Here is a 19782-nt window from a genome sequence, read left to right as displayed (position 1 = left end):
GTCCACTGCCATCCTACGACTGTTCATGAAGGGCGAGGCATTGCCCGATGGTCTACGGACTCGTCCGACGTGTCCAACGGAATCGCCGGAGCCACGGCCGCCGCGCCGGCGCGCTCGCGCGCCGTCACGGCGATGATGATGTCGGCGGCGCGAGGGCGCGCCATCTCGAGACCATCGAGCCGCACGATGTTACGGTCGCGGTCCGCGAGCAGCGCGTCGACGAAGCGGACGAGCGCCGCCAGCGACGAGGCGCGCAGCTTCTGCATGACGCGGCTGCGGTGGACCTTCACAGTTTTCTCAGTCGTGCCGATGCGTACGGCGACGGATTTGTTCGGCAGGCCGCACGCGACGAGCGCGCACACCTCGGCTTCGCGCGGCGTGACGCGCTCGAGTTGCCGCCAGCGCAGGGCCGACGCTCGGCGCTCGTCGTAGAGGCGCTCCGACGACACCGCCGCGCGCGCCATCACGGCGGCGAGTTCTTCGGCGGAGAACGGCTTGGCGAGCAGGTCGATCGCGCCTTCCTTCATCGCCTCGACGGCGGTCGGCACGTGTCCGCTCCCCGTCATGAACACGGTCGGCGCCTCGATGCCGCTGTCGCGCATCGCGCGAATGAGCGCGAGGCCGTCGACGTCGGGCATGCGGATGTCGACGAGCACGCACGACGGGGCCGCGGCGTCGAGGTCTTCGAGGTAGTCGCGCGCCGTCGTGAACGTGCGCACGCGGTGTCCCGTCGCGGCGAGGAGCCGCGCGACTGCGAGACAGGTCGCTTCGTCGTCGTCGATCACGGCGACGAGCATCGGATCACGCTGCATGGAACGGCCAGGTAGTCGTGACGATGGTCCCGCCGCCGGGAAGCGGCTGGACGTTCATCGTTCCGCCGTGGATGGCGATGACGGAGCGCGCGAGACTCAGCTCCCATTCCGTGGAGTCGCCGGACAACCCGAACACGCCCGGACAGGTGACCGACACTTCGGCGCGGTCGCCCGCACGGCGAATGAGAATGCGCACGTTGTTCGGCGCCGGCGCGTCCGGCGGAATCGTTCCGAGGCCGGCGGCGAGGATGTTGAGCAGCGCCTGGCGGATGAACAGACCGTCGCCCGACACGGGCGGCAGCGTGGGCTCGTCGTCGAGCTCCACGGCGACGTGCCGCGCCAGCGCGTCGCCGGATGCGAGCGTCATCGTGTCGCGCACGGCGGCCCTCAGGTCGCAGGCCTCGCGTCGAGGCTCGCGCCTCGTTGCGAGATCTTGTAAGACCTGTACCGCGTCGCGCATGCGGTGCTCTTGGTCGAGCGCTCCGCCCAGCGCGTCGAGCGCGTCGTCGATCGCCGCGTCGGGGCGGCGAAGGAACTGTATCGCCGCCGAGACATTCATCTCGATGGCGGTGAGCGGTTGACGAAGATCGTGCGTCACCGCGGCGACCAAGTCGCCGGAGAGAACGAAGCGAGGCGACGGTGCAGCCGCGACGTGAGCCGCGTCCGGCTCGCTACTCGGGGTGGTGGTCTCGTCGAGCGTCATGGCCAACGAGTTTCTTGTGTAATCGAAATCACAGGCATTGGCTCTTTGGCCAATAGGAAGCGGTTTGTTTCGGAAACAACGTGTGGGCGCACTCGATGCAACCCGATCTCACCGAGGCGCAGATGCAGAGCGCGCGTTCTTCTCTTGGTCACCGTGAGAACATTCCCCTGACCATCGTCGGGGGCGCTCCGGGTACGGGGAAGACGTCGCTCGTGCGACACCTTCTCGAGCACACCGCGGGCCGACGCACGGCCGCGATCGTGGGAGAGAGCGTCGAGATCGACGCATCGCTCGTCGCCGACTCCGACGGCCCGAGAGTCGTGCTCAACAACGGATGCACATACGTGCGCGCTGACGACGACGGCACGGCGGCGCTCGCCGCGCTCGGCGCGTCGCGCGACCGGCCCGATCACGTCGTCATTGATCGCGCGGGGTTCGCCGACCTGCGGCGCATGACGGGATACGGCTACATGCCGGGGTATTCACTCAACGGCGCGGTGTTGATCGTCGATGCGTCGAACCCCGCGCTGAACGACATGGACGGGACCGACGAGTCGCACCTGCAGGAGCAGGCCACCATCGCGAACGTCGTCCTGCTCAACAAGGTCGACCTCATCGACGCCGAGCGCGCCGCCTCGGCACAGCGCACGCTCGAGCGGCTGGCGCCGGCCACGCGCGTCGTGTGGTCGGATCATGGGCGCATCGCCCCGCCGTTGCTCCTCGGATTGTCCGCCGACCCGTCGGCGCTCGATGCGCGCGCTGTGCTCGCCGAGTGGCGGCCCGACTATCTGCCGCAGAATTCGCGGCCGGCGCGAACACGGACGTGCGAGAACCATTGCGCGTGGTGTCTCGTCGCCGACGCGCCGATCGACGGCCGGGAGTTTCGCACGTGGGCGCAGCGGCTCACCGGCCGCGTCATGAGCGGACACGGCACGGTATACCTCCGCGACGAGCCGCAGCATCGCCACGTCTTTCATTTTCTCGGACGGCGCTGGCGGCTCGACCGAGGATCGTTATGGGGTGATGAAACGCCGGCGACGCGGCTGTTGCTCGCCGGCGAAGGCAGCGGCAGTGCAGCGGCGGGAGCGGGGATGGTCAGTCGGGCGCAGCGGCCGGCCTCGAGGGCGGAACGGATCGCCGATGTACCTAGAGCGCCGGATCTCGGAGATGTCGCATGAACGACGACGCATCGACTACCAACAATTCCACGACGCCGCAAGCCGCGAGCAGCGGACTCCGCGTGCTGCTCGTCGACGACCACGTCGAATCCGTGGTGAGCGTGGGACGCTTGCTGCGGACGCAAGGATACCAGGTTCGCGCCGCGTTGAGCGGCATCGAGGCCGTCTCGTCAGCGGTGGACTTTCTGCCGGACGTGGCCCTCATCGATCTGTCGTTGCCCTTGCTCGACGGCTTCGCGGTCGCGAGAAAGCTGCGCTCGATGTCGTCCACGCGTGGCACGTACCTCATCGCGCTCACCGGTTGGGACTCGGAAGACATCGTCGAGCGCGCGCGCTCGGCGGGGTTCGACCGTCACATCGTCAAACCGATCTCGAACGAGGCGATGCGCGCCGTGCTGGCCGAAGTGCAGGCGGGAATTGATGCGGGGGTGGGTGCGGCTTCTCTCGGATAGGAGGTGGACCCATGTCGCTTCCGAACGTAGACACGATCATGTCAGCAGGCGCGCCGGCCGTTCACGAGCCGAGCACGGTTCCGCAGGCGCCTTCCCCCCCGGGCGACGCGCCGTCGCCCGACATGGTGTGGATCCCCGGCGGCACATTCGACATGGGCTCCGATCGCCACTATCCCGAAGAGCGCCCCGTCCACCGCGTGGCGGTGGACGGATTCTGGATGGATCGGTCACCGGTGACGAACGCGCGCTTCGCGCGCTTCTGCGCGGAAACCCATCACACGACATTCGCTGAACTGCCACCGAACGCGCGGGACTATCCGGGGGCGCCGCCCGAGCAGTTGAAGCCCGGTTCGCTCGTGTTCGTGCGGCCGAAGCATCCGGTGCACCTCAACGACATCTCCAACTGGTGGCGATTCGTCCACTTCGCGGACTGGCGTCACCCGCAAGGACCGGGGAGCAGCAACGCCGGTCTCGACGAGCATCCGGTCGTCCACGTGGCGTACAGCGACGCGGAAGCGTTCGCGAAATGGGAAGGGAAAGCGCTGCCGACCGAGGCCGAATGGGAGTTCGCGGCGCGCGGCGGCCTCGAGGGAGCCACGTATGCGTGGGGTGACGAGCTCATGCCGCACGGCCGTCCGATGGCCAACACGTGGCAAGGACGATTTCCGCATGAGAATACTCTCGTGGACGGATGGGAAGGGACGTCGCCCGTGGGCGCGTTTCCGCCGAACGGCTTCGGGCTGTACGACATGATCGGCAACGTGTGGGAATGGACCTGCGACTGGTATCGCACGTCGCACGCGGACCCGCACAAGACGGATTGCTGCACGCCACACAATCCGCGCGGCGGCACCATGCTCGACAGCATGGATCGCTCGCAGCCGGGCACGTGGATTCCTCGCAAGGTGCTGAAGGGCGGGTCGCATCTCTGCTCGCCGAACTATTGCCAACGCTATCGGCCCGCGGCGCGTTTCCCGGAGCCGATCGACACGTCGACCACGCACCTCGGGTTCCGCTGCATCGTACGGCCGACACGCTGAGCGGCCGGTTTGGGTCGGATGCGCGTCGTCCCCGCTACGATGCAGGCGACGCGAGTTCCCGCTTCTCTTCTCCCAGTTCCTTCGACAGGAAGTAGTTGAGCGCGGTCCGAATCGCGGCGATCGCGGCCAGCTGCCCGATCTTCGTCCACTCGGGCAGGATCGCGGTCTCGAGCACGTCGGCGGCGAGCTGGAATTCCAGTGCGAGCGCGAGATACCGCGCGAGGATGAACCGCGTCTCGGTGAAGCTCAGGTGCCGCTGCGTATGCGTCTGCCGCGCGATGCGCACGACGACCGCCCCCGCGCCGATGGCGATCGTCGCGATCCCCAGCGTTTCCAGCCCAAGGCGAGTCCACTCGGCGAACGCGTCGACGCCGCTCAGGAGCGCGTGGTAAACATCCATACACGCGGAGACTGCCGGCCTTTCGGCTCGAACGCGATGGCGCATTGGACCATTGGGCTTCGGTCCAATCGACTCGGTACCGCGGCATCGGCATTCATTGCGTGAGCCGGGCCTGTTCAACCACTGCGGATGAGTTGGAATGCTGCTCGATCCCACGCGCGCGCAAGTGATCGGTCGTTTGATGATCGGTGCCGCGGCGATCGCGGTCAGAATGTGGCTGGACGAACTGGTACCGCGAGGGAGAGTAGCGCGCCGAGCCAGAGCGAAGCGATCGGTCACGCGGCTGGAGCGATGAAGCTCCCGCCGACCGCGCGTTATTTCATCGAGTCGCGAGCTTCGACGAGAAGCTGGTCCATCCCGCTCACGCGGACCAGCCCCAAACGCGGATACTCGAGCTCGATGATGACGTACGTGGCGATCGAGATGCTCGCCGCGATGCCGACGGTGTACATCCAGTTGCGCACGGGACCGCTCGCCATGCCATAGCCGGCGAAGAGCGCCGTCGCGAGCGCTGAAATGCCGAACATCACGTAGATCAGCGGTGACGGGTGGATGCGCCGGGCGACACGCTCGCGTTCGACGGCATCGAATGTCTCGCTCAACGCCGGGAGCAGAAGCATCCGCGCCGGTTCGCCGCCCGGCGCCTTGCAGGCGGCGACGGAGCGGGACCAGAGACTGTCTTCCGCTTGCGTGAGCTGCGGAGGAAACTCGAGATGATGTCTCGGGGCCACCGGACCCGTGTAGTAGGAAACGAGTCCGTCCATGTACCGGCGCAACGCGTCGCGGACGGGCGAGCGCAATTCGTCGGGCAGCAGTGCGACGCGTCGCCAACTTCGTTGCGCCGCATTCGCGATCTCACCCACCAACGTGCGACGCTGGTCGAATCGGTTCGCGGCGCCGGAAAACATGAACCCGGCCAGCAACGCGAGGAGGCCGTACACGGAGCCGTCGACGACGCCGACGCCGGCGCGCGCTTTGTTCCCCCGCGTTTTCGTCCGTTCCACGCCGACCCGCCGGCCGACCTCGAGCATCAACATCATCGCGAGGAACAGCGCGACGGCGAGGCCGATGCTCAGCAAAGCAAAGTTCGCGGTCACCACGGGAGTCGACTTCCGTCGGCAGGTGTCGATCGGCGGCCGGTCACAGGCGCAGCTGCAACCGCGACTGGAAGAACATCGTCGCGCCTCGCAGCTCGAAACGCGTCAGAATCGCGTACCCGTACGCGAACTCGAGCCGAACGTTGTCCGTGAGGTACCAGTTGATCATGGGCGTGATACGCCACAGGATGCCGCCCTGGATCGGACCGTTCGTCAAATTGCTGTACGAGACCTTGACCAGCGGCGCCCACGCGCCAGACGAGCCCTGGATCACGGTGCTATCCGGGACGACTTCCGTGAAGTAGTTGCCCGCGAGGTTGAAGGGCCGAGCCTCGCCCGTCGTGACCCAACTCACGACGGCCTCACCGCCGTGAAACCACGGATTGCCATTTTGCGGCGAGTGAACCCTCTGCCAGTAGTATTCGCCGCCCATCAGCACTCGGCCGAGCCGATAGTAGAGCTCGGGGCCGAACGCGTACGCGGTGCTGGCGGGGAATTTTCCGGTGTCGATGAAGTAGGGCGCCGGGAACGCCTCGGGCTTGGATCGAAGACGCAGCGAGTCTTTGTCGGCGTCGCCGATGCGGAAGTTCATCCCCAGGTGCAACAGCTTGCCGGCCGTGTCGCCGGCGAGCGGATCGATTCCGGCGCGCGCTACGAACTGATAGTTGTACGACGAAAAGCTCTGACCTTCGGAGAACGCGTCCATGAACGCGCCCAGGTTGAAGAACAAGTGGTTGTTCGGGTTGTAAAACAGCCATTTGACACCGTCCGCCAGCAACGGAACGGTCGCGTCGGTGAAGGGCAGACGCTCCATCGACCAGCCGTCGTACCCGACCATTACCTTGTTGAGGCTGAACCCTTCCTTCGCTCGCCCGAGAAAGAAGTGGCTGTAGATCTCGGGCACCGAGACCATGAACCCGGTCTGGCGGACGAGCCAGCGCGACGTCGCGACGTCGTACATGATGCCCGCCTGCCAGGTGAACGGCCGCTTCGTCTTGAAGCGCCCGCCGAACAGAATGCGCCCATCCCGAAACTTGTATTGGGGATTCAGGTTGGGAAACTGCTCCTTGCTCGCCGAATCTTGCCAGTAGGCGATCCAATCGAACAGCATCCCGCCGCCGACGTGCATCGTCGTGAAGCCGAGATTCCACTCGAGGCGCCGTAACAGGTTCCGGCGCATCGGCTCGTTGTCCGCCTCGCCGGCGGTCAGTTCCACCGACAGGATCGAGTCGCGCGTGGAGTCCTGTCGGCTCTGTCCCGGCTTTTGCCCGGTTGCGGCGCGCGGTGCTCCGAACGCCGAGAGAACGACGAGGGCTCCGAGCGCAAGTCGGGGAAGTGTCATGGCGATGCTCGAGAGCGTGAGTGGCGCCGCGGTCCCCCGTCGACCGCGGCGGCCGTTGCGTCAGTATTCGTCGAAGTAGCGCTGGATCGTCATCGGGTCTGACGTTTTCAGCAGTGCCAGCCGCAAGAGCACGCGGGACTTCTGCGGGTTGTGGGCGAGCGATGCGACCAAGTGCAGGCTGTCGTCTTTGACTTCGACGTTGCGACCCACTTCCCCCGTCGTGACACGCGTCGAGCGGACGCACACGATGCCGCGCTTGGCCTGCGCCGCGAGCGCGTCGAGCGCGGCCTTGGTCATGTTGCCGTTGCCGACGCCGGCGATCACGATTCCTTTCGCCCCCGCCGCGGCCGCCGCGTTGATCAGCGTGCCGTCCATGTTTTCCGTGGCCATGATCACGTCCACTCGCGGCAAAGTCGTCGTCGCGTCGACGGAGAACTCCGAGTTCACGGTATTCTTGCCGACGGGCCCGCGGTACCACTCGATCTTGCCGTAGTTCACCGTGCCGATCAGGCCGGACAGCGGCGACAGGAACGTCTGCACCGCGGTGGTGCTCGTCTTCGTGAGCGACGCCGCGCCGTGAATCCAGTCATTGACGACGATGAGCACGCCGTGGTTTGGCGCTTGTTTGTCGGCTGCCACCGCGACGGCGTTGAAGAAATTCAACGGTCCGTCCGCCGAGAGCGCCGTCGACGGCCGCATCGACGCCGTCAGCACCACCGGCTTCGCCGACTTGACGACGAGATTGAGGAAGTACCCGGTCTCCTCGATCGTGTCGGTGCCGTGCGTGATGACCACGCCGCTGACGTCCGGCTGGGCGAGAATCTGGTTGACGCGCGTTGCCAGCTTCATCCAGACTTCGTCGTTCATGTCCTGCGAGCCGATGTTCGAGACCTGCTCGCCGCTCAACCGCGCGAGGCGCTTCGCCTCGGGGACTGCCGCGAGGAGCTCATCGACGCCCACCTGGCCGCTCGAATACCCCGCGGTCACGTTGCTCTTCGCCGCGCCCGCGATCGTGCCGCCGGTCGCGAGCACGACCACCTTCGGCAACGACATCGTGTCGATGGACACCGTTCCGCCCGCCGTGCCGCCCTGTGCGTACACGCTCGCCGACGCAACGAACACCATGAACATCGGGACCAGATTCCTTTTCCGCATTTGACGCCTCGACGGTAAGACTCTCTTTACGACGACGTTACCGGGCGACCAGCCAGATCCACCCGGTGCCCACGACCAGGTACAACAGCAGACAGAACGCGGTGTGCAGCGCTCCCAGGCGATACAGCTGGCCCTGGGACAGATATCCGCTCCCCGCGAAGAGCAGATTCGCGCTCGATGCCTGCGGCGTGATCGCCGCGAAATAGTTCGTTGCGAAGAGCAATTGAAAAGCGAGGATCGAGGGCGACGCGCCGAGCTTGACGCCGACGCCGAGAAACACGCCGAACAGCGCAAGCAGGTGCGCGGTCTGGCTCACGAACAGGTAATGCAAGAGCACATAGGCGATCAGCAGCACTACCGCGGCGGCGAGGACCGGAAATCCTCCCAACGCCGTGGCGAGTCGGTCACCGACGTACTCCATGAAGCCGAGCTTGTTCAACTGGCTGCTCAGCGTGAAGAGCGACGCGAACCAGATGAACGTCGCGAGGACATCTCCTTCGTGCGCGATGTCGCCAAGCGTCAGCACGTTCGTCGCGAGCATGACGCCAAGTCCGAGGAACGCGACTGCGGTCGGATCGATGTGAAGCGTGCTGGCGAGTCCCCACAGCACCACCATGCCGAGGAACGTGAGCCCGACGATCTTTTGGTCGCGCGTCAGCGGCCCGAGCTCCGCCAGCTTCCGCCGGGCGTCGGCGGGCGCCTCCGGCATCGCGGTCACCTCGGGCTTGATGATCTTGTACAGCACCAGCGGGACGAGAGCCATCGCGAGAATCGTCGGCACGGCCGACGCGACGAGCCACGACCCGAATCCGATGTTCACGCCGTTCTTCTTGGCGATCTCGGCGCCGAGGGGATTCCCCGCCATGGCGGTGAGCCAGAGCGCCGATGAAAGCGATAGGCTTGCCATGCCCGAGAACATCAAGAACTGCCCGAGCCGTCGTCTATCGTGCCGATCCGGAGTCGCGCCTGCCGCCTCGGCCATCGAGAACACGAGGGGGTAGAGAACGCCGGACCGAGCGGTGTTGCTCGGGAAGGCCGGCGAGATGACCGCATCGACGCCAAAAATGCTGTACGAGAGGCCGAGCGTGGACTTGCCGAACCAACTGATCGCGCGATAGCCGAGCCGCTGGCCGAGTCCGCACTTCACCACTGCGCGCGCGACGAGAAACGCGACGATGATGAGGACGATCGTCGGGTTGGCGAACGAGTCGTAGGCCTCCTCGGCCGAGAGCGTTCTCGTGAGCACGGAGGCCGCGACGGCGAAAACGGACGCCGTGAGGATCGGGAACGCGCCGATCACGACCGACAGAATCGTCGCCGCGAAGATCGCGAACAAGTGCCACGCCTGCGCGGACAAGCCCCCGGGCGGCGGAATGAACCAGATGATCAGCGCGATGGCCAACGAGATGGCACGCGCGAGACGCTTGGGTTGTGGCGGCTCCGGTGTGTCCGGCGCCGGCGGAGTTCTCGCCGGCGCCGTGGATTGCGGTTCCTCAGGCGAGGGACGCCGCAGCGGCAGAGCCATGACCCGTCTCCGGTCGCTCCGCTATCGTCCCGATCCGGTCAGTGCCGCGGGGCTCAGAATCTCGTCGATCTGCGCGTCCGTGAGGATGTGCTTTTCGCGGACGATCTCGAGTATCCCCTCGCCCGACTCCAAGGCCTCGGCCGCCAGCTCGGTCGCCTTGTCGTAGCCGATCACCGGATTGAGCGCCGTGACCGTCCCGATGCTCGAATCCATGTAGTGCTTGAGCACGTCCTTGTTGGCCGTGATCCCCTCCACGCAGAACTTTCGCAGCGTGTCCGCCGCGTTCACGAGCAGCTTCTGCGACTCGAAGATGCAGGCCGCCATCACCGGCTCGAACGCGTTCAGCTGCAGCTGCCCGTTCTCGGCGGAGAGCGTGACGACGAGGTCGTTTCCGATCACGCGGTAGGCGACCATGTTCGTCACCTCGGGAATCACTGGATTCACCTTACCCGGCATGATCGACGAGCCGGGCTGCGTCGCCGGAAGGTTGATTTCGTGCAGTCCGCACCGCGGGCCCGACGACAAGAGACGGAGATCGTTGCCGACCTTGGCGAGCTTGATCGCCAGGCTCTTCAGCGCCGACGAATAGAGCACGAAACCCTGCGTGTCCTGCGTTGCCTCGATCAGGTCATTGGCGAGTCGAACCGGAAGGTGAGTGACCTTCGCCAGATGATCGGCGCACTTCTGCGCGTAGCCTGGCGGCGCGTTGAGACCGGTGCCGATGGCCGTGCCGCCCATGCTGACTTCACAGAGAACGACCTTGACGGCTTCGAGCGCGCGGACTTCGTCGGCCAGCGTACGCGCGAAAGCGACGAACTCCTGACCGAGCGTCATGGGGACGGCGTCCTGCAGCTGCGTCCGCCCCATCTTGAGCAGATCCTTGAACTCCTGTCCCTTCGCTTTGAACGCCTCGATCAATTGCTCGAACGCGGCGATCACTTGCGCGTTGCCGAGCGCCATGCCGATGTGCATCGCCGTCGGATACGAGTCGTTCGTCGACTGCGACCGGTTCACGTGGTCGTGCGGATCGAGAAACTTGTACTCGCCTTTCTTCTTGCCCATCAGCTCGAGGCCGCGATTCGCGATCACCTCGTTGGCGTTCATGTTCGTCGACGTGCCCGCGCCGCCCTGGAGAATGTCGAGCTGGAACTGGTCGTGGAGCTTGCCGTCGATGATTTCCTGGCAGGCCTTTTCGATCGCGGTCAGTATGTCCTTGGAAAAACCGTCAGTCTCGAAGTTCGCCCGCGCCGCCGCGAGTTTCACCATGGCGAGCGCCTTGATGAAGTTCGGAAAGACGCTCAATGGTTGATCGGTGATCTTGAAATTCTCGAGGGCGCGCGCGGTTTGGACGCCATAGTACGCGTCGGCCGGAACCTGAAAATCACCGAGAAGGTCGTGTTCGGTGCGAGTGTTCGTAGCGGGCATGCAGGGAGCCTCGCGAAATGAGTTGACGGCGCGTACCGCGTGAGCGCGATGTAGGGCGGGTGCGGTCGCGCAACCTATGGGTTAGCGCCGACGAACTCGCAGTGGACGATGGTCCAACCGGTGAATGCCTGTCGCCCGCGAACGCGTGGCTCAGCGTCGCCGGGTCAGCGCAGTTCCCATTGCACGCGCGCCGTGAGCGAGCTCGCGCGCCCGACGCCGTTCTTGCTGAGCGACATGAAGCCGTAATCGATCAGCACGCGAAGGTCGTGCGGCGCGTAGACGGCAACGGCGAGCGTTCCGCGCTCGAGCGCGCCGCCGTCGACCGACCTGTCCGTGAGATCGGCACTGCTGAACCGGGCGGCGAGTTCGCAAACGACCTTCCGCCGTTCCAGCTCGACGCGGCTCAGCGAGCCGGTTTCATCATCGTAGGCTCGCGGGGTTCCGCCGGAGCGCCAGCTGGCGCCGGCATACCACCCGACGAAGTGGAGCGTGCCGTTCGGCGTTCCCGCGACGAACGTCGGCAGTAGCTCGGCGACGAACGAAAGCGACCGTCGCTGCATGAGCGCCTCGACGTCGATCGTAGTCGCGCTCGACGCCGGAATTCGCCCCGTATTGACGAAGTTCGGCGCCGCGTCGACCTCGGGCTTCGTCTTGAACTCGATGAAACCGTCTTGCGCACCGGTCGCGCGGACATCGAACGCCAGCTGCGCGACGCGACCGGTCTTGTCGTCCGCGACCGGCGCCGCGAAGATGCGTGCGGCGTACTGGCCGCCGTTGGCGCGAAACGAGTCCCCGTTGAACAGAAAGCTGTCGAACGCGCCGAGCGACCAGCCCCAGCGGCCGTCAGCAGCGAATGACCCGCTGTTCCACACGCGAAGTCCGTCGTTGCGCGTGGGGAAAAATGCGGTGACGCCGGCTGAGCGTTCGCTGTACGGCTGCGTTCGCGTCCCGAGATAGATGTCTTGAGATGCGCCTTCTTTCTGCCGGCCAACGCTGATCCACACGTTCCCGCCGGCGGGAATGCTGAGCGCGAGATCTTTTAGCGTGAACTCCGGGGGGTCGATGTCTTCGAGCCTGTTGGACTCGACTGCCAGCAGGTAGCGCCATCGGTGGGCGGAACCCAACGTCCCGTCGAGAATGAGACGGCCGGTGCGGACCACGCCGACCGTCGCCAGCGAACCGACCTGCGCTTCGTTCACCGCCGACTGCCGATAGGCGTCTGCATCATATAAGAAGGCGAATCCTACCCGCACCGAGCCGAAGCGGCCGACGGCGGCGTTCCACGGCAGCGTGTCGGATGTAGCCGTTGCTTGTGCGCGCGACGCATCGGCCATGACGCCGAGCGCGCCGAGCCCGATGAGCGTTGCCCGGACGTTCATTCGGCGACGCGAAAACCGTCCTGGTGCGGCGGAAGAGCGTACGCGAGGATGCCCTCTCGCGCGAGCTCGCGCGAAAGATTGGCAACCGCGGCGTCGCCGAGCTTGGCGATGGCTTTCGCGTCGCCGGGGTCGCCGCGTCCAGCCCAAACGAGGTGATCGTCGCGCAGCGAATACACTTGAACCTCGATCGCTACCAATCGCTTGGGAGGCACCGACGCCGGATCGAACGGCGGATTCCAGAGGCGGTCCCACTGCTCTCGGATCGTCCGAGCCGGGAGGGGATGGCGGGACCTCGGAAGGTCAGCGGCCAGTAGCGAGGTCGGCCGCGGGTCGGCGAGAACGACGGTCATGATGATCGCGGCGTCGAACTGATCGTCGTCGAACACGGCGCGAACCGCCGCGGCGTCGCCGAGGTCGATCGCGGCCAGCGCCCGATACGAAGGCGTTCCTCTCGGAAACTCTGCGACGATCCGATTCTCCATCGCGATGCGCAGACGATCGTCGCTCGACGCGAACACGGCGACGACGTTGTCGAACTGCATCCTACGCCGTCCCGGCGCGCCCCACGAGGTCGTGACCTCGGCCCAGTGATAGCAAGACGTGGCCACCGCGAAGGCCGCCACCGCGGCGCTCCTGGCGATAGGGCGCCGCCAGCGAGAACGTCGAATCACTTGGCGGGCGCCGGCGACGAACGTTGCGAGAACGCCCAAGCCCCTCCCGGCTCGAGGGCCGGGAGGGGGACCGAGTCCGAGGTGCGCGTCAGACCCGCGAAGGGTCGTAAGCGTACGTGTGGAGCTCGGTCTCGACGAAGCGTCACTGAGCGAGCGCGCGGTTGAAGAGCAACCGGACTTGCACGCGACGGTTCAGCGCACGGCCACTAGATGTTGCGTTCGTAGCAATCGGCTGTGTTTCCGAGAGGCCGACCGGAGTGGCGATGTTGCGAAGGTCGATGCCGCCGGTCTGCGTCAGGTACTGCACGACCGACTGCGAACGCCAATAGCTGAGGCGCTCGTTGAGCGACATGCTGCCGCGAGAATCCGTGAAGCCCGAGACCTCGAACACGCAGGTGTTCATGCTCTTGCACGCCGAGATCATGTTGTCGAGCGTGCGCTTGGCTTCAGGAGTCAGCTGGGCGCGGCCGCTGGCGAAGAAGATTGCCCGGGACTGCGACAGGTCGAACTTCGCGAGGTTGTCGATGCGACCGTTGATGGTGCCGATCGATCCACGTGCACGATCGATGAGCGCGTTGAGCGTGTCACGGCCACGGCGAGTCACGGCCTCGAGGCTGTCGCGGTTGGCCGCGGTCGCCGAGTCCATGAACACGCGCATGTCGAGCGTACCGGCCGCGACGCCTTCCGCAACGTTCTGCGCGCTGGCGTGGAAGAGGATGGACGAGGCGACGAGCTCACCACCCATGCCGCCCGTTCCCTTCAGGTGAACCTTCAGGCCGGGGATGAGCGTGTCTTCACCCTGCCGACGCCGACCCAGCGCCAACGTGCCCGACGGCGTGGAGATCCTGGTGTCGTCGTTGACCGTAACGAGGCTGATCGCGTCAGTTGTCTCGTCACGCACGAGCAGGCTGTCGCCGTTTCGGTTGATGATGAAGCCGGTGATCTTCGCTTCCGAACCTTGCACATAACTCAGCGTCGGTTGCGGCCGCGACGTCGAGACGTTCTGCGCATGCACGCGCGGAGCAGCCGCGAGTGCGCACAGCAGCGCCAGCAGACGCGCGGCATTGCGGGCCGGGCGTCGCAATTCCTGCAAGTCGAGCATCATCGTTCTTGTCATAGCAATTACTCCTGAATCTCACGTATCCGCGTGAGGTAGACTGCGTGGCCCGAGCGGCTCCAGACCTGGCAACGCGCCCCGGGTAACCACTGAATCCTCATGAACGATGCCGTTGTGGTGCGGATCACCTGCGTTGGTCCAACGGTCAATCCCGACGACAAAGCGGCGTAGGTTCATCGGCCAATGCCGACGAACGCAATCCGCACCGACGTTGCGCATCGTGGCGCTGGGGCGCTGACACACCAGTCTCCGCTGTCGCGCCGCTGTTACGCAGCTGAGGTGGATGATGTCGTGCGGAAAGAAGAACCTTGTTGCCGCGTGTGCTCTGCTCGCGGGAGTCGTGTTCGCCGGCCACAGCGTCGCGAACGCACAGAGCTCGAAGTCCTCCGGCGAACCACCGAAATTCGTCGAGCTCCCCTGCAACTCGGTCTTCGGCCCGCCGCCGACGGGCGGCATCACGATGCGCTGCGGCACGGTGACCGTTCCGCAGAATCGCGCTCGGCCGAAAGACTCGCATCTGGTCCCCGTCGTGCTCCCGGTCGTCGTCTATTCGATGGCGGGCGCGCACGGCAACCCGGTGGTCTTCCTCCCCGGTGGACCCGGCGAGTCGTCGATCGACGCGGCGCAGCGCGTCCTGCTCGAGACGCCGGCCGGCCAGACGCTGCTGCGCGACCATCCCATCATCGCCTTCGACCACCGCGGCTACTCGTCCGTCCCCGACCGCGCCTCGCCTGACCTCGGCACGGTCGTGTTCGAGCCGCGCGCGAGGCGCGCGCTCGCCGTCAAACCGCTCAACGACTCGCTCACGCGACGAGCACGCGAGCTCCGCGCGCACGGCGTCGATCCGGCGAACTTCACCACGCTGCCGGCGGTCGAGGACATCGCCGACGTCGCGCACGCGCTCGGCTTGAACAAGGTCATCATGTTGGGCGCGTCGTACGGCAGCCGCGAATCGCTGCACTTCATGCGGCGTCATCCGGACATGGTGGAAGCGTCGATCCTCGACGGCATCGCGCCCCCGAGCGCGACGCAGATTCTCGACTCCACGTACGTCGCCACCGCCGGGCGCGCCATCGCGGCTCAGGTCATCAACGAATGCCGCAGCGATTCGGTGTGCGTCGCGCAGTACGGCGACCTCGCCAAGTGGGTCGCCAAGCTGACCGACGGCGGCGGCGCGCTCCGCCGGACGGCGCAGTTCGGCGCGTCCGATCCGTGGCACACGATCGAGGTCGCCGGCGCGGCGGTGTTGAGCGTCCTCGGCGTCGCGTCGAGCGACGAGGGCATGCGCGCCAGCGTGCCCCGCATCATCACCGAGCTCGCTCAGGACGACACGCTGCACGATGAGTTCGCGTTGCGCGTCTTCCTCGCGGCGGCGATCGACCCGTCGCTGCAGACCGCGTCGCGCCAAACCGCGCCGTTGATCTACTACATCGACCTCTGCGGCGATCGCCCGCAAGGAGAGCCGAAGGCCGGCACCCGCATGCTCTGCGACGCGCTCGGCGTTCCGTTCTCTGGGCCGGAGGCGATCAATCCGGTGAGCAGCGACATTCCGACGCTGTTGATCTCGTCCGGCTACGACGCGCAGACGCCCGCCGCCCTCGCCGATGAAGCCGCGAAGACGTTGTCGCACGCACGCCGCGCTCACTTCGCCAACGCCGGCCACGTCGCGTTCGCGCGGCCGCTCGCCATGGCATGCGCGGCGTTGATCATGGATGCCTTCCTGCGGGACCCGAACGCCGACCCACCCACGTCGTGCATCGGCCGGGTGACGCCCGCATTCCTGCCGCCCATCGACTCGAGGCCGCTCAAGTCGCCCTGACCGCCTGAGACATCGACGAGCGCGCCGCGGCCGAGGCGTAGGACCGACTGGTTCTACCTCTCGGCCGCTCTTGCGTGCGCCGTGCAAACCGTTTGCTGGAGTCACGCGCCGAGCCGCCCGAGGTCTTCCGCCCGACCCGTGCAACACTGACGATACGGCCAGTCAGTATCGCCTCGGCTCGCGCTTCAGACGTCGAGCCGTCTCGTCGCTGCCTTCACGGCGTGTCACGGAGCGGCTTGACCGCGATCGCTCCGCGGGACGATCACTCTAGGCGTCAGCGACAGGGGACAGCGACTCACTCCGCGCGGCGCCATGGCGCTACCGAGAAAAAGCGAACGCACCCTCTTCGATGATGACACCGGTTAGACGGGCGGAGGTCCACGTCGCCGGCGGAAGAGGGTGCGCTCGAAGATGCGAACGCGTGTCGCGCTAGGCACTCATCGTGTGCGTCACGGAGGGCTGACGACCACGTACGTCACGTCCGTGCCGTTGAACTCGGGCTTGTACCAGGTGCTGCCGCACTGCTGGTAGGTGATTCCGTTCACGACCGTGCTGGTGCACGTAGTTGACGGCAGGTCGTACACCACCGTGCCGACCGTGCTGCTGGCGAGCGCGCCGGCGGCGTAGCCGGCGGCGGCGGCGCCCCAGCCGCCGTAATAGCAGCAGCCGTCCCAATCGTTGTACCAACCGCCGCCGCCGCCGATCACGGCGACATTGTCACCGATGTCGATCGGGCGGTTGTTGATGATGTTGCCGGGCCGGTTGTTGACGATGTTGCCCGGTCGATTATTGACGATGTTGCCCGGTCGATTACTGACGATGTTGCCTGGCCGGTTGGCGATCTGACCAGCGGCCGTGCCGACGTTCGGCCTGTTGACCGGCGCGCTCGGGCGGTTGATCGGCTGGCTGATCGACGGGCGGTTGAACGAGCCCCCGCCCCGGTTGAAGCTGGGCCGCGTGACGCTGGACCGCGCCGCGCCGCGCGAGAAACCGCCGCCTCGGAATCCGCCGCCACCGCCGCGGAACCCGCCGCCGCCGCGGCGTCCGCCGCCGCCGCGACGCTGCGCGTCAGCGTGGCCGACGATGAGCAGCAACGCGAGCATCGACAGCACGAGTCGTCCGATGAATCGTCTCATTTGTACCCCCCGGCTTTCTTTTCCGCGGCGCGGGCCGCGGCGACGTCGGCGAACGTGATCTTCTTGGCGTCACTCGGTGGGTCGAAGACGAACGCCTTGTCGTTGTACGACGGTGCGAGGTTCCACGTGTAGGTCGACGAATGCTGCGGTCGCGCCTCGTCGGTGGTCGTGGTGAGCACCAGCTTGAGCGGCAGCGGGAAGTCGCCTCGCTGAATCCAGATCTGCCAATCCAATCCCGCCTGCCGGAAGGCGTACTGTTCGCACGTCACGCCGTTGATCGCCGCGGGGCCGAGGTCGGTCGCGTCGGTGATGTTGGCGACGTCCGACTCGGCGGTTCCCCATCGGAACAGATCGGCGCCCGGCACGTCGATGTCGAACCTCTCATCGAGCGTGTCGATGAGAGCGATGATCGTCGACGGCGCGTTGGTCGTCGCGTAGTATTTCACGCGCGGCGCCCACATCGTGAAGGTCTTGCCATCGTAGAGCAGGGTGCGCGGCTGGCGTTGATCCGCGATCTCGACCCGCATCTTATCCGGCCTCGACGCAGTCAGATCGACAACCGAAGAGCGCTGGACCTTCTGCCCGTTTTCCATGACGTCTTCCGTCGTGACCAGGGCGTGCACGCTGAACGCTTTGAGCGTGCGAAGGTATGCGCCCATTTTCTCGAGCGCGTCGATGGCGTCCTTGTCGATCCGGTCGACGTCGCCGGCGGCCGAGTCGGCGACCGGTTTCGTGTAGGTGGTGTCCTGCGCGGCGGCCCGGCTCGGCGATAACCCCGCCACGGCGAGCGCCGCTATGCCGACGGCGACGCGCGCACCAATTCTCGAGTGCTTCATTACAACTCCTGCATCAGTGACTTTCGGAAACTCACGCGGGCCAGAGAGCCGCCAAATTGGACCTTTGGAGGAGGCGTACGCGCGAGTCCCGTTGGCCAGCGCGGCTAGCCGGGTGGCATGGGCCGATTGGATCGCGGCGACGTATTGCGATTCGCTCGCGTCACCGGCGCATCCCGAAACGCGATCTGTCGCGACCGCGTCGCGACCCGCTTGAACCGCCTCACATAAGGGCTCGCCGCGATGGCTGCCACGACGAATTGAAGGAGGACCGCCGGTGCCACGAGCTTGCTGCTCGGAAAGGCCGCGAGGCCGACGGCGATCGCAACCGCCGGATGACGCAGCGCCGAGGCGAGGGCGAGCACCGGGCGGTTCGCGTCGACAGGTCCGCCGAGCTCGTGGCCGACAAAGAGCGCGAGTGCGGTGACGATCAAAACAGCCACCAACGCTCGGTTGCCGATAAGACTTCGCATCGCCGGCCAGGCGCCGAAGAGGATGAGCAGGAACGCCGCCACGAGCACGACCATGGCGACCACGTTCACTGGCGTGGCGAGGCGTCCCGCAAACGTGGGCGTGAGTTGACGAAGCACGAGTCCGACGCCAAGCGGCACGAGCACGGTCTCGCCCATCAGAATCGCAACAGGGCCGGCGGCGAGATGCGCCGACGCGCCGAGTAGCGCGGCGAGCGCCCCGACGCTGATGGGTACGAGCACGATGGCGACGAGTGAAACGACGGTGAGCAATCCGATCGCATACGCCGATTCGCCGCCTGCCTTTCCCGTCTGGTTCGGCAGGATCGGCGGCACGGGAGAAATGGACGCCGCGACCAGCGCGACTTTGACCGCCGGCTGAACGCCGAGCGCTTGCGTGACCGCGAGCGCGACGAGCGGGACGATGACGTTCATCGACAGGATCGATCGCGCGAGCAACCCCGGGTGACGAACAAGCCAGAGGGCGTCTCCCTCGCTCGAGCGAAGTCCGATGGCAAGCACGGCGAGCGCGAGGCTCACCTTGACGATCGGCAGAATGAACGCGGCCTTCGCCACGATCACGATGGCGTGCAGCATGGCTTCGAGCGTACGTCTCGCCCGTCAGCGGTCCCATTGGCATTTGGTCCGATCCGGTCCCGCGCCGTGTGGCGAAAGTCCAATGGGGTGCGTCGCGCGCTCGAGCGCAGGTTGCGCCCATTCCAGCTTCGATCGTGAAAGCGACGTATGGCCTCTGACGAACCGGCCTCGCCGAAGTCGGCCGCGAATTCCTTCGACGACCCGGCGGTCGAGCTCTCGGCCCGACGGACCGGCATGTCGTTCCAGCGCACGCGCATGAGCGCGGACCGCACGCTGATGTCGGTGATTCGAACGTCGCTGTCATTGATCAGCTTCGGCTTCACGATTTACCAGTTCTTCGAGCACGTGGCGGAGACTGGGTTGATCACGCGATCCCCCCACGGGCAGGCGCGCCGATTCGGCCTCTCGCTGGTCGTGCTCGGCCTCGTGATGCTCGTGGTCGGAATCGGCTATCACCTCGCGTTCATGGCGGGGTTGCGCGCCGAGCGTGAGATGATGCGCGCCGAAGGCTTGGTACACGGCGAAAGCCGGTTTCCTCGGTCGTACACGCTGGTCGTGGCGCTATTGCTGCTCGTCGTCGGCCTGCTCGCCGTGATGAGTCTCGCGTTCCACGTCGGACCGTTCGGCTGAC

At 66.1% G+C, this 19782-nt stretch carries 19 protein-coding genes; 5 read left to right on the top strand and 14 right to left on the bottom strand.

What is annotated here, in order from left to right; all coding sequences use genetic code 11:
* Positions 1 to 23: 23 nt before the first annotated feature.
* Together VGQ44_15010 and VGQ44_15005 are read right to left on the bottom strand one after the other, a co-directional pair.
* Positions 24 to 812 carry a response regulator gene (locus VGQ44_15010; GenBank protein ID HEV8448137.1) on the bottom strand — a complete coding sequence of 263 codons (789 nt, stop codon included), beginning with the start codon at positions 810 to 812 and terminating at the stop codon, positions 24 to 26.
* Complete coding sequence (locus tag VGQ44_15005; protein HEV8448136.1) at positions 802 to 1515, bottom strand: histidine kinase dimerization/phospho-acceptor domain-containing protein; 714 nt, start codon at positions 1513 to 1515, stop codon at positions 802 to 804. The genes VGQ44_15010 and VGQ44_15005 overlap by 11 nt, the downstream gene beginning before the upstream one ends.
* Positions 1516 to 1610: 95 nt before the next feature.
* Between VGQ44_15005 and VGQ44_15000 the strand changes: the two genes are divergently transcribed.
* The 3 genes from VGQ44_15000 to VGQ44_14990 are packed head-to-tail and all read left to right on the top strand — an operon-like array spanning position 1611 to position 4185.
* Complete coding sequence (locus VGQ44_15000; GenBank protein ID HEV8448135.1) at positions 1611 to 2693, top strand: GTP-binding protein; 1083 nt, start codon at positions 1611 to 1613, stop codon at positions 2691 to 2693.
* Positions 2690 to 3145, top strand: a complete 456-nt coding sequence (locus VGQ44_14995; protein HEV8448134.1) for a response regulator — start codon at positions 2690 to 2692, stop codon at positions 3143 to 3145. The genes VGQ44_15000 and VGQ44_14995 overlap by 4 nt, the downstream gene beginning before the upstream one ends.
* A gap of 11 nt (positions 3146 to 3156) precedes the next feature.
* Positions 3157 to 4185, top strand: a complete 1029-nt coding sequence (locus VGQ44_14990) for a formylglycine-generating enzyme family protein (protein ID HEV8448133.1) — start codon at positions 3157 to 3159, stop codon at positions 4183 to 4185.
* 34 nt (positions 4186 to 4219) lie between these two features.
* Here the strand turns inward: VGQ44_14990 and VGQ44_14985 are convergent, their stop codons facing one another.
* From VGQ44_14985 to VGQ44_14945, 9 genes are all read right to left on the bottom strand, one after another.
* Positions 4220 to 4630, bottom strand: a complete 411-nt coding sequence (locus VGQ44_14985) for a DUF1622 domain-containing protein (GenBank protein ID HEV8448132.1) — start codon at positions 4628 to 4630, stop codon at positions 4220 to 4222.
* A 269-nt stretch (positions 4631 to 4899) separates the two neighbouring features.
* Positions 4900 to 5682, bottom strand: a complete 783-nt coding sequence (locus VGQ44_14980; GenBank protein HEV8448131.1) for a hypothetical protein — start codon at positions 5680 to 5682, stop codon at positions 4900 to 4902.
* Between the two features lie 43 nt (positions 5683 to 5725).
* Positions 5726 to 7024: a porin gene (locus VGQ44_14975; protein HEV8448130.1), complete on the bottom strand. Its 1299-nt coding sequence runs from the start codon at positions 7022 to 7024 to the stop codon at positions 5726 to 5728.
* Positions 7025 to 7084: 60 nt separating this feature from the next.
* Positions 7085 to 8179, bottom strand: a complete 1095-nt coding sequence (locus VGQ44_14970; GenBank protein HEV8448129.1) for a type II asparaginase — start codon at positions 8177 to 8179, stop codon at positions 7085 to 7087.
* A gap of 37 nt (positions 8180 to 8216) precedes the next feature.
* Entirely contained in the window at positions 8217 to 9704 is a 1488-nt protein-coding gene (locus tag VGQ44_14965) for a DASS family sodium-coupled anion symporter (GenBank protein HEV8448128.1), read from the bottom strand.
* 21 nt (positions 9705 to 9725) lie between these two features.
* Positions 9726 to 11129, bottom strand: a complete 1404-nt coding sequence (locus VGQ44_14960) for an aspartate ammonia-lyase (protein HEV8448127.1) — start codon at positions 11127 to 11129, stop codon at positions 9726 to 9728.
* A gap of 164 nt (positions 11130 to 11293) precedes the next feature.
* Positions 11294 to 12508: a porin gene (locus tag VGQ44_14955; GenBank protein HEV8448126.1), complete on the bottom strand. Its 1215-nt coding sequence runs from the start codon at positions 12506 to 12508 to the stop codon at positions 11294 to 11296.
* On the bottom strand, positions 12505 to 13131 hold the full coding sequence (locus tag VGQ44_14950; GenBank protein HEV8448125.1) for a hypothetical protein: 627 nt from the start codon (positions 13129 to 13131) through the stop codon (positions 12505 to 12507). The genes VGQ44_14955 and VGQ44_14950 overlap by 4 nt, the downstream gene beginning before the upstream one ends.
* Positions 13132 to 13321: 190 nt before the next feature.
* Positions 13322 to 14296 carry an OmpA family protein gene (locus VGQ44_14945; GenBank protein HEV8448124.1) on the bottom strand — a complete coding sequence of 325 codons (975 nt, stop codon included), beginning with the start codon at positions 14294 to 14296 and terminating at the stop codon, positions 13322 to 13324.
* 283 nt (positions 14297 to 14579) lie between these two features.
* On the opposite strand from VGQ44_14945, the gene VGQ44_14940 reads away from it, so the two are divergent.
* Positions 14580 to 16115 (top strand): alpha/beta hydrolase, encoded by a 1536-nt coding sequence (locus VGQ44_14940; GenBank protein HEV8448123.1) that lies wholly within the window; start codon positions 14580 to 14582, stop codon positions 16113 to 16115.
* A 449-nt stretch (positions 16116 to 16564) separates the two neighbouring features.
* Here the strand turns inward: VGQ44_14940 and VGQ44_14935 are convergent, their stop codons facing one another.
* The 3 genes from VGQ44_14935 to VGQ44_14925 all read right to left on the bottom strand — a co-directional run bounded on the left by VGQ44_14935 (position 16565) and on the right by VGQ44_14925 (position 19151).
* Entirely contained in the window at positions 16565 to 17251 is a 687-nt protein-coding gene (locus VGQ44_14935; GenBank protein ID HEV8448122.1) for a hypothetical protein, read from the bottom strand.
* Positions 17248 to 18087 (bottom strand): DUF2092 domain-containing protein, encoded by an 840-nt coding sequence (locus VGQ44_14930; GenBank protein ID HEV8448121.1) that lies wholly within the window; start codon positions 18085 to 18087, stop codon positions 17248 to 17250. Before VGQ44_14930 ends, VGQ44_14935 begins: the two co-directional genes overlap by 4 nt.
* A 104-nt stretch (positions 18088 to 18191) precedes the next feature.
* On the bottom strand, positions 18192 to 19151 hold the full coding sequence (locus VGQ44_14925; GenBank protein HEV8448120.1) for a hypothetical protein: 960 nt from the start codon (positions 19149 to 19151) through the stop codon (positions 18192 to 18194).
* Between the two features lie 147 nt (positions 19152 to 19298).
* On the opposite strand from VGQ44_14925, the gene VGQ44_14920 reads away from it, so the two are divergent.
* On the top strand, positions 19299 to 19781 hold the full coding sequence (locus VGQ44_14920; GenBank protein HEV8448119.1) for a DUF202 domain-containing protein: 483 nt from the start codon (positions 19299 to 19301) through the stop codon (positions 19779 to 19781).
* Position 19782: the final 1 nt, after the last annotated feature.

Source organism: Gemmatimonadaceae bacterium (genome assembly GCA_036003045.1).
Classification (GTDB): Bacteria; Gemmatimonadota; Gemmatimonadetes; order Gemmatimonadales; family Gemmatimonadaceae; genus JAQBQB01.
Note: the sequence above shows the minus strand (reverse complement) of the source record. Positions and strands in the feature narration are given on the sequence as shown.